The 13,414-nt window shown below is 40.8% G+C and carries 14 protein-coding genes; 10 read left to right on the plus strand and 4 right to left on the minus strand.

Annotated features, from left to right (window positions below; translation table 11 throughout):
• Positions 1–18: 18 nt before the first annotated feature.
• The 3 genes from yaaA to ACJAZP_RS10810 all read right to left on the minus strand — a co-directional run bounded on the left by yaaA (position 19) and on the right by ACJAZP_RS10810 (position 3,102).
• Positions 19–792, minus strand: a complete 774-nt coding sequence (gene yaaA / locus ACJAZP_RS10800; RefSeq protein ID WP_415230750.1) for a peroxide stress protein YaaA — start codon at positions 790–792, stop codon at positions 19–21.
• A gap of 147 nt (positions 793–939) precedes the next feature.
• A complete protein-coding gene (locus ACJAZP_RS10805) occupies positions 940–2,055 on the minus strand; it encodes a PilT/PilU family type 4a pilus ATPase (protein WP_415230751.1) in 1,116 nt (371 codons plus the stop codon).
• 12 nt (positions 2,056–2,067) lie between these two features.
• Positions 2,068–3,102, minus strand: coding sequence for a type IV pilus twitching motility protein PilT (locus tag ACJAZP_RS10810; RefSeq protein WP_415230752.1), 1,035 nt, complete (start codon positions 3,100–3,102; stop codon positions 2,068–2,070).
• Between the two features lie 17 nt (positions 3,103–3,119).
• On the opposite strand from ACJAZP_RS10810, the gene ACJAZP_RS10815 reads away from it, so the two are divergent.
• From ACJAZP_RS10815 to ACJAZP_RS10860, 10 genes are all read left to right on the plus strand, one after another.
• Positions 3,120–3,818 (plus strand): YggS family pyridoxal phosphate-dependent enzyme, encoded by a 699-nt coding sequence (locus ACJAZP_RS10815; protein ID WP_415230753.1) that lies wholly within the window; start codon positions 3,120–3,122, stop codon positions 3,816–3,818.
• 175 nt (positions 3,819–3,993) lie between these two features.
• Positions 3,994–4,818 carry a pyrroline-5-carboxylate reductase gene (gene proC, locus ACJAZP_RS10820; protein ID WP_415230754.1) on the plus strand — a complete coding sequence of 275 codons (825 nt, stop codon included), beginning with the start codon at positions 3,994–3,996 and terminating at the stop codon, positions 4,816–4,818.
• A 31-nt stretch (positions 4,819–4,849) separates the two neighbouring features.
• Complete coding sequence (locus ACJAZP_RS10825; protein ID WP_415230755.1) at positions 4,850–5,392, plus strand: YggT family protein; 543 nt, start codon at positions 4,850–4,852, stop codon at positions 5,390–5,392.
• Complete coding sequence (yggU, locus tag ACJAZP_RS10830) at positions 5,392–5,694, plus strand: DUF167 family protein YggU (protein WP_415230756.1); 303 nt, start codon at positions 5,392–5,394, stop codon at positions 5,692–5,694. The genes ACJAZP_RS10825 and yggU overlap by 1 nt, the downstream gene beginning before the upstream one ends.
• Positions 5,695–5,704: 10 nt before the next feature.
• Positions 5,705–6,145, plus strand: a complete 441-nt coding sequence (locus tag ACJAZP_RS10835; RefSeq protein WP_415230757.1) for a DUF4426 domain-containing protein — start codon at positions 5,705–5,707, stop codon at positions 6,143–6,145.
• Between the two features lie 33 nt (positions 6,146–6,178).
• Positions 6,179–6,781 (plus strand): XTP/dITP diphosphatase, encoded by a 603-nt coding sequence (locus tag ACJAZP_RS10840; protein WP_415230758.1) that lies wholly within the window; start codon positions 6,179–6,181, stop codon positions 6,779–6,781.
• An 84-nt stretch (positions 6,782–6,865) separates the two neighbouring features.
• The gene (hemW, locus tag ACJAZP_RS10845; protein WP_415230759.1) at positions 6,866–8,008 is read left to right on the plus strand and encodes a radical SAM family heme chaperone HemW; all 1,143 of its coding nucleotides are present in this window, start codon (positions 6,866–6,868) and stop codon (positions 8,006–8,008) included.
• Positions 8,009–8,263: 255 nt separating this feature from the next.
• A complete protein-coding gene (locus tag ACJAZP_RS10850; protein ID WP_415230760.1) occupies positions 8,264–10,144 on the plus strand; it encodes a monovalent cation:proton antiporter-2 (CPA2) family protein in 1,881 nt (626 codons plus the stop codon).
• Positions 10,145–10,303: 159 nt separating this feature from the next.
• Entirely contained in the window at positions 10,304–11,089 is a 786-nt protein-coding gene (locus tag ACJAZP_RS10855) for a hypothetical protein (protein ID WP_415230761.1), read from the plus strand.
• Between the two features lie 9 nt (positions 11,090–11,098).
• Positions 11,099–11,962, plus strand: a complete 864-nt coding sequence (locus ACJAZP_RS10860) for a mechanosensitive ion channel family protein (RefSeq protein ID WP_415230762.1) — start codon at positions 11,099–11,101, stop codon at positions 11,960–11,962.
• Between the two features lie 78 nt (positions 11,963–12,040).
• Here the strand turns inward: ACJAZP_RS10860 and ACJAZP_RS10865 are convergent, their stop codons facing one another.
• Positions 12,041–12,811 carry a hydroxypyruvate isomerase family protein gene (locus ACJAZP_RS10865; protein WP_415230763.1) on the minus strand — a complete coding sequence of 257 codons (771 nt, stop codon included), beginning with the start codon at positions 12,809–12,811 and terminating at the stop codon, positions 12,041–12,043.
• Positions 12,812–13,414: the final 603 nt, after the last annotated feature.

A 13,414-nucleotide genomic window follows, 5' to 3' on the forward strand; every position in this document is an offset into this window, starting at 1 on the left:
ACGGCTGACGGCTGATATTTACATTTCATCGCGATAAAAAATCAACTCTGTGGCACTAGATGCCGATTCAACAAAATAATATCCGGCACTATCAAACTCGGTTAACTTATCTAACCCGGTAACCTGTTGTTCAACAATATAACGGGCCATTAAACCACGTGCCTTTTTGGCATAGAAACTAATCACCTTATACTGGCCATTTTTTTGATCTTTAAATACTGGAGTGATAATTTTGCCATTTAACTGTTTTTTGTTCACCGCTTTAAAATACTCATTTGAAGCGAGGTTAATCAATAAATCATCACCCTGCGCCTGTAATGCTTTATTTAAGCTTTGAGTAATTAAACTGCCCCAAAATTGGTATAAATTGACGCCACGCAGATTATCTAATTTAGTTCCCATTTCTAAACGATATGCCTGCATCAGATCCAGTGGCCTTAATAAACCGTATAATCCCGATAAAATACGTAAATGGATTTGCGCATAATTGAGTGCTTCGGAACTTAATGATTCAGCCTGCAACCCCGTATAAACATCGCCCTGAAACGCAAATAACGCTTGTTTAGCATTATTTAAAGCAAAGGGCCTGTGCCACTGACTAAAGCGCGCGACATTTAATCCGGCGATTTTATCACTCACTTTCATCAAGGATGCAATATCCTGCATGGACAATTGATTACAACGATTTATCAATAACTGACTTTCATCCAGTAAATCTGCCTCTGAAAAGACAGCGACGGGTGCGGGTGTTTCAACATCTAAGGTTTTGGCCGGGGAGAGAACAACTAGCATCGGTATTCCTATTAATAACGGGTCAATAAAAAAGCGACTGATGTCGCTTTTTATTAAAATAATTACTCGGGGCGGTGACTCATCGATTCTATACCCAAATTATTTGAAGATGCAGGAATCAGTATTTTCAAGTAGTTTGGGTATGAATTAAAAGTCTAATGTAACATCGGAAAGCTTACCGTTGTTTAAATTTTTACGACCTTCAGTTGATTGCAGCTTGATCATCAATCTCACATCATTGGCTGAATCCGAATAAGCCAATGCTTCAGTATAACCGATAACACCACTTTCATATAAATCAAACAGCGCCTGGTCAAAGGTTTGCATTCCCTGTTGAGTGGATGATTTCATAATCTGCTTAAGAGTATGCAGCTCTCCGGTACGAATAGCTTCAGCCATGGTCGGTGTATTATATAAAATTTCAAAGGCAGCTCGCCGCCCTTTTCCATCTTTTGTTGGAATTAACTGCTGGGCAACGATGGCACGCAAATTAACCGACAGATCAAATAGAAACTGGCGATGGCTCTCCTGCGGCACTAAATGCAGAATACGATCTAAAGCCTGATTGGCATTGTTCGCATGCATTGTGGCCATGCATAAATGCCCGGTCTCAGCATATGACAGAGCGAATTCCATGGTTTTCCGTGTTCGTATTTCACCGATTAAAATAACATCAGCCGCTTGCCGTAATGAATTTTTCAGCGCCTCATCAAATGATGAGGTATCAATACCGACTTCGCGTTGGGTTACCACTGATTTGCCGTGTTCGTGAATAAACTCAATGGGATCTTCAATGGTCAGGATATGACTGGATGAATTTTGATTGATATAACCAATCATTGCCGCTTGCGTGGTTGATTTACCCGATCCCGTCGAACCTACAAATAAAATTAATCCTTTTTTTACCAGACAGACATCTTTTAAGCGTTCCGGTAAATTTAGCTCAGCAAAACCAGGTATTTTAACTTCTATACGGCGAAGCACCATTCCAGGTTGCTCTTTTTGCATAAAAGCACTGATCCTAAAACGTCCACCATTGTTGGCGTGGTAGGCAAAATTGGATTCTTTAATGGCCATAAATTCTGCAAAACGAGTTTCATCCATGGCCTCTTTTAAAAGTGCATAAACGTCTTCGCTAGTAAACTTTTGTTCACCAATCGCGGAGAATTTTCCATTTAATTTCATTGTTGCCGGTAAACCAACTGAAATATATAAATCAGATGCTTTTAATTCATCGACCTTAATTAATAGCTTATCTAACATAATAAATTGACCTTAAAATGTTTTTGGATCAGAAGCTTTTTGCGTAGCATCAGGGAGTGAAACCACACCTTCGGCAACTAAATTACGTAAACTTTGATCCAGCGTTTGCATGCCGTGTACCATTCCGGTTTGAATGACAGAGTACATTTGCGCAACCTTATCCTCACGAATCAAATTTCGAATAGCAGGAATACCCAACATGATTTCATGGGCAGCAACTCGTCCGCCGCTGGTTTTTTTCAGTAAAGTTTGCGAAATAACGGCTTGTAATGATTCCGACAACATTGAACGTACCATGCTTTTCTCTGCCGCAGGAAAGACATCAATAACACGGTTAATGGTTTTAGCCGCCGAAGTTGTATGCAGGGTACCAAAGACCAGGTGACCCGTTTCTGCTGCTGTTAATGCTAAACGTATGGTTTCTAAATCACGCATTTCACCGACTAAAATAACATCGGGATCTTCGCGTAATGCGCTTTTTAGTGCCCGTTCAAAACTTAAGGTATCTTTATAAACTTCACGCTGGTTAATCAGCGCTTTTTTCGATTGATGGACAAACTCGACCGGATCTTCGATGGTTAAAATGTGCTCATGACGACTGTCGTTGATATAATCAATCATGGCAGCTAAGGTAGTTGACTTGCCGGAGCCCGTTGGTCCCGTGACTAATACTAAACCACGAGGATAATCGGATATTTTTTTAAAAATGGCAGGCGCCCCCAGTTGCTCTAATGTTAGTACTTTACTTGGAATAGTCCGAAAGACAGCACCCGCACCACGTTGGTGGTTAAAAGCATTAACACGGAAACGCGCTAATTCTGGAATCTCAAAGGAAAAGTCGGTTTCTAACTCCTCTTCAAAATCTTTACGTTGTTTATCATTCATGATGTCGTAGATAAGACTATGTACCTCTTTATAATCTAAAGCGGGCACATTTAATTTACGCACTTCTCCATCTACCCTAATCATTGGAGGAACTCCTGAAGAAAGGTGTAGATCTGATGCATTATGCTTTACACTAAAAGCCAATAATTCTGTTATATCCATATAATTAAACCTTATTTATGACTAAAATATCTGAAAATATTACCAATGTAGCACAAAAAATAGTTAATGCAGCTCAGCGAGTCGGTCGAAATGCCGATCAAATTCAATTACTCGCTGTCAGTAAAACTAAACCTGTGTCTCTTATAAAAGAAGCTTACCAGGCAGGCTTACGTCATTTTGGTGAAAACTATGTGCAAGAGAGCATCGAAAAAATTCAGCAGATTAAACTTGATGCTGATTTTGAGCAACCCGTTTTTTGGTATTTTATAGGCCCGCTGCAATCTAATAAAACACGCCCCGTAGCCGAAAACTTCGATTGGGTACAAAGTGTCGAGCGACTAAAAATAGCGCAGCGCTTAAATGATCAACGCCCTGCCCATTTACCCAAACTGAATATTTGTTTACAGGTTAATATTAGCGGAGAACAGAGCAAGTCGGGTACTACTTTATTGCAAGTTATTGAACTGGCTTCACAAGTTAACAATCTACCGCACTTAAAGCTGCGTGGTATTATGGCGATACCTGAAAAAACCGATGATCAGCCGCGACTTGAAAAGCAGTTCAATGAACTCCATAACATTTACCTGCAACTGCAACAGTTATACCCGCAAGTTGATACTCTGTCGATGGGCATGAGTGGAGATTTAGAGAAGGCGATTGCCTGCGGTAGTACTATGGTCCGAATCGGAACCGATATTTTTGGTTCAAGAAGCTAGCGCGACCTTTAAATGCGCCTAATTTTGAGCACATTTCAAAAAAATCAGATAAAAAGCAAGCATAAAATGAAGATATTATCAGGTCGATTAAATCACAATATATTAGCCTATAGACTAGATCTTACTTAAAAACACCCCCTTGCACTCGTGTCGTAAAGGGCCTAGGAGAAATACAATGTTACATAAAAAAATCACCTTTATTGGTGCTGGAAACATGGCTGGCAGTATCATCAGCGGATTAGTTAAATCCGGCTACCCAGCGGATTTAATTTGTGCAAGTGCACCCAGTGCCAATAATACGCAAAAATTAGCAGACCAATTTGCAATTAACGCCAGCCAGGACAATGTGACTTCTGTAGAGTGGGCCGAGGTTATTGTGTTAGGCGTTAAACCGCAAATGATGGCAGACGTTTGTCAGGCAATGGTTGATAAGGGTGCAGATTTTAGCAATAAATTGGTTATCTCCATCGCAGCGGGTATCTCGGTACAGCGTCTGCAGTCTTTATTTGGTGAGAAAACCCAAATTATTCGTACGATGCCTAATACTCCGAGCCTATTACAAAAAGGCATGACCGGGTTATTTGCATCTGAGCAGGTAAGCCAGGAATATAAAACCTTTGCGGCCGATCTAATGGCGGCTGTCGGCGAGATTGTCTGGGTAAAAGAAGAAAGTATGATCAATGCAGTAATAGCCGCATCGGGATCTTCACCTGCGTATTTCTTTTTGTTTATGGAAGCCATGCAGAAAAAAGCCATGGAAATGGGGTTTGATCAGGAACAAGCCCGTTTATTAGTCTCGCAGGCCGCACTTGGCAGCGTTGAAATGGTTAAGAAAAACCCCGATATCTCTATTGGTAAGCTTCGTGAAAATGTCACTTCTAAAGCAGGATCAACCGCAAAAGCCCTTGATACTTTTAATGAATTACAGTTAACTGAGATTGTCGCTAAAGCTATGCAGGCAGCAGCTGATCGTGGTGAAGAAATGGAAAAATTATTCTAAGCTTAAGTTCATCAAATAGAGAGAGCGTATAATGAATGCAGTAAATTTTTTAGTGAATACCCTGTTTGATCTTTATATCATGATCGTATTATTACGTATCTGGTTACAGGTTGCGAGAGCCGATTTTTACAACCCTTTCAGCCAATTTGTCATTAAAGCGACACAACCTGTTGTAGGACCATTACGCAAAATAATTCCAGGACTTGGTGGCTGGGATCTTGCCACTATTTTATTTGCTTTTGCTGTTGCCTGTTTGAAAGTAACGACTTTATCTTTAATCCTGGGTGCGGCAATCAATCCCTTGGTGATCCTCATTTCAGGTTTGATTATTTTAACACAGGCGGTCTTTAAAATACTTTTTTGGGTATTGATATTACGCGCAATTTTAAGCTGGGTAAGCCGTGGTAATAATCCTATTGAAGCGGTGATGATCCAACTTACGGAGCCTCTCTTAGCACCCATTCGTCGTTTTATGCCGCAGATGGGAGGGCTGGATCTTTCGATGTTAGTGGTCTTAATCGGATTGCAGTTTTTAGAAATGCTGGTCAATAACTTATTGACTAAATTATTTTAATGCCGGCATCGAGTCTACAATATGAAGGCGAAGATCTTTTGCTTCGCCTTGTTTTACAACCGAAATCCAGCCGCAATCAATTCGTCGGACTACTGGGAGATGAGCTTAAAATAGCCATTACAGCACCGCCCGTAGACGGTAAAGCAAATGCGCACTTGATTAAATTTTTAAGCAAGCAGTTTAAAGTGGCAAAAGGCGCGGTCAGCGTAGAAAAAGGATTATTAAATCGTCATAAACTGGTTCGTATCCGTGCGCCAAAAAAGATACCTGAGTTTTTCCAACAAGGGATAAGTAAAACCTAAAGGAGTCATCATGCTTAAAATAAAACAATGTTATAAGGTCTTATTCATTGCCGCTCTATTTTGCTTTACCCAACCAAGTGTTGCCGCACAATTCCAAGATTTTGATAATCTAGAAGTGCATTACATCGCCCTGTCCAGCACTTTTTTGCAACCCGACATTGCCAAAAAGTACAATATTAAACGCAGCAGATATAATGGCCTTATTAATATCTCGGTGCTGGATAAAAACAATCAGAACAAGGCCGTTTCAGCAAAGCTGAGCGGCGCAGGAAGAAACCTTTTAGGACAAAGCAGCAGCCTAAGCTTTACAGAAATTAAAGAGGGAGATAGTATCTATTATATTGCAAACTACCCTTTTACTAATGAAGAAATTGTTAATTTTAATATTATGATTAAAACCTCAAACAAAACCAATATATTAAAATTTCAACATAAGTTTTATACCGATTAAGTTAAGTAAAGAGCATAAAGGATCAATAATAAAATGAAAAAAAAATGGGTACTCGCCACCGGCAATAAAGGTAAAGTAAAAGAAATGAGCGAGCTGCTGAACAGTTTTTCTATTGAAGTACTGCCGCAAAGCCAGTTTGAAGTCTCAGATGTTGCTGAAACCGGCACAACCTTTGTGGAAAATGCCATTATAAAAGCACGTCACGCCGCGAAAGTAACAGGGTTACCCGCCATTGCCGATGATTCCGGGTTAGAAGTTGATTTTTTAAATGGTCAACCGGGCATTTATTCTGCACGTTTCGCCGGCGAAAACGCAACAGACCGGGAAAATATTGAGCTTTTATTAAGTAAATTAGAAGGTATCGGCAGCGCGCAGCGCAGTGCACGTTTCCAGTGTGTCTTAGTTTATTTACGCCATGCATTAGATCCTACGCCAATCATTTGTCAAGGTACCTGGAATGGTATTATCACAGAATCACTGCAGGGCGAAAATGGCTTTGGTTACGATCCGGTGTTTTGGGTTGAGAGTGAACAATTAACTTCAGCACAATTAAGCAAACAACGTAAAGCTGAACTCAGTCACCGCGGCCAAGCCCTGGCCAAATTAGTTGAATTACTTAAACAACAATTAGGTTAAATTAAACAAAAATCAGGTTAAATTAAAGCAACAATAAACGCAGTGTATAAGCTGCGTTCTTCTCCCAACAATTTCGAGTATTTCATGTTAAAACTTCCTCCGATAAGCCTTTATATCCATATTCCCTGGTGCATTGAAAAATGTCCATACTGTGATTTTAATTCACACAAATTACGCGGAGAGATTCCTGAACAGGATTACCTACACGCTTTATTGGAAGATTTAAGTAATGATTTGGTTTATGTACAGGGTAGAGTCTTAGAAACTATCTTTATTGGCGGCGGCACGCCAAGTTTATTATCAGCCTTCGGTATCGGCTGGTTATTGAGGGAAATAGAGAAAAAAATTCCTTTTAAAGAAAATATAGAGATCACCCTGGAAGCCAACCCGGGGGCGATTGAAAATCAAAAAATAGCGGATTTTAAAGCTGTCGGCATTAATCGTTTCTCCTTTGGTGTACAAAGTTTTCAACAGGATAAACTGACAAAACTGGGCCGTATTCACGGGGTGGAGGAAGCAAAAACAGCAGCAAGACAAGCCCATCACGTGGGCATGAAAACCTTTAATTTAGATTTAATGCATGGTTTACCGAATCAAAGCCTTGCGGATGCATTAAGTGATTTGCAAACAGCGATAGATCTTAACCCTACTCATCTTTCCTGGTATCAACTTACCATTGAGCCCAATACCCAATATTTTTCCCATCCGCCAAAATTACCGGAAGAGGATTTATTATGGGATATTCAAGAAAGAGGACAACAGTTACTGGCTGAAAATGGTTATGTTCAATACGAAATTTCAGCTTATAGTAAAGTCGGTTTTGAATGTTTACATAATTTAAACTACTGGAAATTTGGTGATTATATCGGTATCGGCTGTGGCGCCCATGGCAAGTTGACCCTGCCCCTGCAGAATAAAATATTACGCACCACTAAAATTAAACATCCCAAAGGTTATTTAGATCCAAGCCGCGCCTACCTGGATCAACTCAATACCGTTGAAAAAAGTGAGTTGGCTTTTGAATACATGATCAATCGCCTGCGTTTATTTGAAGACATTCCCTTTAATGAATTTGAAGATTTTACCGGATTGAGTCTAGACTCCATTAAGCAGCCCATTCAAACTGCAATTGCAAAGAGTCTGTTAGTTGCACATGGTAGTCATTGGCAAGTCACTCCATTGGGCCATCGTTACCTTAATGAGCTATTAACCCTGTTTATGGATTAATACCAAAAGAACTAAAAAAATGATCACTCTTGCTGGTTAAAATTATCCCTAACTGCGTTGTGAGTTTTATTCAAAACATCCTGTTCTTCACCACTTAGTGGTCAGTTAAAGCTGTTCAAAATCGTTCCAGTCGATTTTGTGAAGGAGAACAATGATCGAATGTAACTCACGCCTTATTAGTGCTGATTTTTCCTTCGCAATCATTAATCACTTCATTAATTCTTTTGCTATAACCAAGCGAAAATAAGAAATATTATGACTGAATATTTTGTTTATGCCTTTATTTATTTAGCCGCTGCGGTAATAGCCGTCCCTATTGCCAAACGCTGCGGACTGGGCTCGGTGCTCGGGTATTTAATGGCCGGCGTAGTGATCGGCCCGATCATTGGTTTAGTCGGTGATGAGACCAGCAATATTCAGCACTTTGCTGAATTTGGAGTGGTCCTTATGCTGTTTTTGGTGGGCCTGGAACTCGAACCCAAAATGCTTTGGAAAATGCGTAACCGGCTGCTCGGATTAGGCGGACTGCAGGTTATATTAAGCACTCTATTAGGGATGTGGATTGCATCCTATTTTGTTGAAGATTGGACAACGGCCTTAACTATCGGTTTAATTTTTTCCCTTTCGTCAACGGCGATTGTACTGCAGACCTTTAATGAAAAAGGCTTAAGCAAAACCATCGGCGGCAAAAATGCTTTTTCAGTTTTGCTCTTTCAGGATATAGCCGTTATCCCGATGCTTGCATTAATTCCATTAATGGCCCTGCCCGAACTTATCGAAAAAGCACAACAGTTAGCATCCAGCGCAGCACAGCACAACGACAACTGGAGTTTAGTGGCAGGTTTACCGAGCTGGGCTTACGCCATTGTTGTTGTCACCTCCATCGGGGGAGTCGTCTCTGGCGGACATTATTTAAGCCGCCCTTTATTCAAATTTGTCGCCAGCTCGGAATTACGAGAAATTTTTACCGCTTCGGCATTGATGCTGGTGATCGGTATCGCGGCATTAATGAGTTTGGTGGGTTTATCACCCGCTCTGGGCACTTTTTTAGCGGGTGTCGTCTTAGCAAACTCAGAATTTCGTCATGAATTAGAGTCTAATATTGAGCCCTTTAAAGGTCTTTTACTGGGTTTGTTTTTTATTACTGTTGGCGCAGGAATAGATTTTTATATTTTATATTCGCAGTTTTGGGTGATCATCGCGTTAACCTTGGGAGTAATCTTATTAAAAGCCGCGGTTTTATTTTTTCTGGCGGTGATATTTAAAATCAAGCACAGTGACCGTTGGTTATTTGCCTTAAGCCTCGCTCAAGCGGGTGAGTTTGGTTTTGTTTTGTTAAGCTTTACGGTACAACAGCATGTTTTACCCCCGGAAATAGCAGCGCCTTTATCACTGGTCATTACCCTGTCAATGTTCCTCACACCCGCCCTGTTTATTTTCTTTGATAAGGTGATTTTACCACGCTATCAGCAGACCAGTAATCTACGAGAACAGGATCATATTGATGAAACGGGTTATGTGATTATTGCCGGAGCGGGTCGCTTCGGACAGGTAGTTAATCGCTTACTGGTTGCCAATAAAGTGCCGACGGTGGTGATCGACCATGAGTCAAGTATGGTCGATCGTTTACGGCAGGTTAATATAAAAAGTTATTATGGTGATGTAACACGCCCGGATCTCCTGCATACCGCAGGCATTGAGCAGGCCAAATTATTAATTGTTGCGATCGACGATAAAATACGTGCCACTGAGTTAGTGGCTTATATAAAACACACCAATCCGCAGGTGAAAATTCTCGCTCGAGCTTATGACCGCGGTCATTATTTTTCGCTTCAGCATGCCGGGGCCGACTATATTATCAGTGAAACATACCTGTCCGCTTTAGAGCTTGGAACACAAGCTCTGATAGATTTAGGCTTTGCAGAAGATAAAGTGACTACGCTGCGCCATAAATTCATGGATGCAGAAGCAAAAGGTAAACGTTCTTTATATAAAATATGGCAGGAAAATACCTCGGAAAATAAATTTGACAGCAATTACCAGCAGCTCTTTATCAAACTTGAAGAGGAGTTAAGTCAGATCATGGCGTCTGAGGAAACGGATGAAAATGAGAGCAATACCACTCCTCCTAATTAATCAGTCTGTTTAGGCGCGCAAAAATCAACCTAAAATCACTAAAGAGCGGATAAGATATGAATAATAATATTCCCTGGTGGGGGAAAGTTAATCTGAATAAGGACAGTTGTCTGCAGCTGGATATTGGCCCTTTCTCTGTGGCGATAGAGTATAACAATTATGAATAATAATATTCCCTGGTGGGGAGAAGTTAATCTGAATAAAGACAGTTGTCTGCGGCTGGATATTGGTCCTTTATCCGTGGCGATAGAGCACAGTGATTATGAATGGCGGATCCATTCTCAACGGGAAAAAGAGATCGATACTGACGATAATCGACTGCAAAAAATAATCGGTCAATTCTCGCCCTGTCATTATTCGGACGTTGCACGATATATCGTCAACAGCAGTAATAATTCTCTTCAATTATTACCCGCATTAGCCGACAGACCAGTGGTTTGTCGGCCGGTTTCGCCAATCAACCTTGAAGCGGGCGCCAGTGTGATTTTATATGTCAGTACTCCTATTTATGTGAAGATCAGTTTAGTTAACCACAAAACCACCTTATTGCAGGAACTGGCTACTCAGCGACTTTCCGACACCTGGTTTGGTCCATCAACCCGCAGTGGTGAGTTATGCTATGCCAGCATCACCAGTGGCCGTTTAGATTTACAAAAATTACCCTATCGCATCCTGCGGGCGACCACCGCGCTGATGATACAAAATAATGCCGATGACAATTTACTGTTTGAAAGAGTTGCCTTACCCGCTCCTCTGTTATCACTTTATGCCGCTAAAAACGGACAATTATGGACGCAAAATATCACTCTGACCCGGGAAGATGATGGTGATTTTACACAGCTGAAATTAGGTAAGGCCCCCCCGAACACATTACTTGTCAATGGACCAAGAGAAAATGCAGGACACGGTCAGCTAATCCGCGCGTTCAGTGCGATTTTTCAGTAAGGATATAAAATGAATGAGATATGGCATTACCTCACCGATATTTTTAATATCGAATACCTCGCTAAACTGCTGCGTGCCGGTTTATTATTAATATTAGGCTTTATCTTTGCCAAGCTGATCAGTTATTACAGTACCCGCTTTAGCGAAAAAGTATTTACTCTACAGACCGCCTTTCTGATCAAGCGACTGGTCTATCATTTTATTTTTATACTGTTTGTTTTTTCCGCGCTGTTAGAGATGGGTTTTAATCTCAACGTCCTGCTCGGCGCTGCCAGCGTATTGACCGTGGCGATAGGTTTTGCTTCACAAACTTCAGCGTCCAATTTTATCAGCGGTATTTTTCTGATGGCGGAACGCTCATTTAGCGTGGGTGATGTGATTCGAGTGGGCACTACGGTGGGCGAAGTTTTATCCATTGACCTGCTTTCAGTCAAGTTGCGCACCTTTGATAACTTATTTGTTCGCCTGCCTAATGAAACCTTAATTAAATCCGAAGTGACCACTCTAACTAAATTTCCTATTCGCCGACTGGATCTGAAGATCGGCATCGCCTATAAAGAAAATATTGAGAAGGTGAAAACGATTTTGCAGCAGGTGGCATCGGATAATCCGTTATCGCTGGAGGAGCCCAAACCTGTTTATATTTTCCAAGGGTTTGAGGATTCATGCTTGAGTCTGCAGTTTTCAGTCTGGGCAAAACGGGAAAATTTTCTAGAATTAAAAAACTCAATTTACGAGCAGATAAAAATCGCTTTTGATAAAGAAGAAATCGAAATCCCTTTTCCACACATTAGCCTTTATGCAGGCAGTGCCACCGAGCCTTTCCCGATTAAAATCACTCGGGAAAAAAATCATCAAAACAGTGATAAATAAGGCTGCCCCCATCTGTGAGACGCATTTAAGATCAATCTTAAATGCGCACTATGGTGGTAGAACCTTATTATCAATGGATTAAGCTAACCAGCCGGCAACGTCCTGCAGCGCGGTCACCGGCTGTTTTTCTGTTGGCCAATATTCAAGGCCGACATGCCCGATAAAGTTTGTTTTTTGAATGGCTGCAAATACCTGCGGATAATTAATTTCGCCGCGTTGCAGTTCATTGCGACCAGGGTTACCGGCCGCATGGAAGTGGCCGATATAATCAATATTATCGGTAATATTGCGAATAACATTACCTTCGCTTATCTGCTGATGATAAATATCAAACAGTACTTTTACCTTAGGGCTCGCGACTTGTTTCACAATATCAAAAGCCTGCTCACTGCGCACAAGAAAATAACCGCCATGATCAACCAGCTCATTAAGTGGCTCGATCACCAGAGTGATATCTGTAGCTTCTAATAAAGGCGCGGCGGCTTTTAAACCGTCAATAATTGATTGCTGCTGCTCAGCTCGAGGTATGGATTCAATAAGATCACCGACCTGTGATATGAGTCGCTTACAGCCGAGTCTCTGCGCCACTTGAATTGACTCCCGCAATCCCTGTAAATACTCATCACGCAGTGCGGGATCAACTAGACTGATAAATTTGGTACAACAAGCCGCTATGGTTAAACCATATTTATGCTGCGCGGCCTGCAAGCTATTAAGATCTTTGTCCCACCAGCCCCAAAATTCGATATGACTGATACTAGCTTCTTTCACTAACGCACAAGCCTGATCAAAGGATTTACCGCTAAAAACAGCGTCAATACAAACAGAGGGAACTAAATTTTTCCGCATAGAATACTCGAATAATGTCAGAAGGTTTTATCACTACATAGATCAGTGAAGAAGGTTATTGCAGGTAATAGGCTCAAATGTTCAACAATAGAAAACTAAAAACATTCTATAAAAATCAAAGCCAATTAGCAAATCACTAACTGGCCTTATCTATTTAAAAAACGCATTTATTGGAGGATTAAATTTTGCCTTTATCCGCCTTTTTATCCCGTTTTTCATTGCGTTTTTCTTTCAGCGTTTTTTCAGATTTCTTCTTCGCCGATTTTTGTGAATCTTGTCCTTTAGCCATGATTTTATCCTTTATTACCGTTAGATATATTGACTGGATCTATTTCATCACACTTAAAGTGTAACTAGTCAGCAGAGCTTTATTCCCTTCTGCCACGCGCTAAGCATACTCCAAAAAAATATAAGCGGTAGATTAAAAATGCTTTATTTTAATAAATATTTTCACATTATTAAAGGCTGTTTATCTCGACAGGATAAATACCATTCAACCAAAAAGGGGACAGAGCAAAGCCTGAGAAGAGAAGCCTATTTATAAGCAGATATGCTGATATACGGCGTAGGACAATTTCAAATAAATATGAAAATCCGTCATTG

Origin of the sequence: Psychromonas sp. (genome assembly GCF_047632955.1) — a bacterium.
Lineage (GTDB): Bacteria > Pseudomonadota > Gammaproteobacteria > Enterobacterales > Psychromonadaceae > Psychromonas.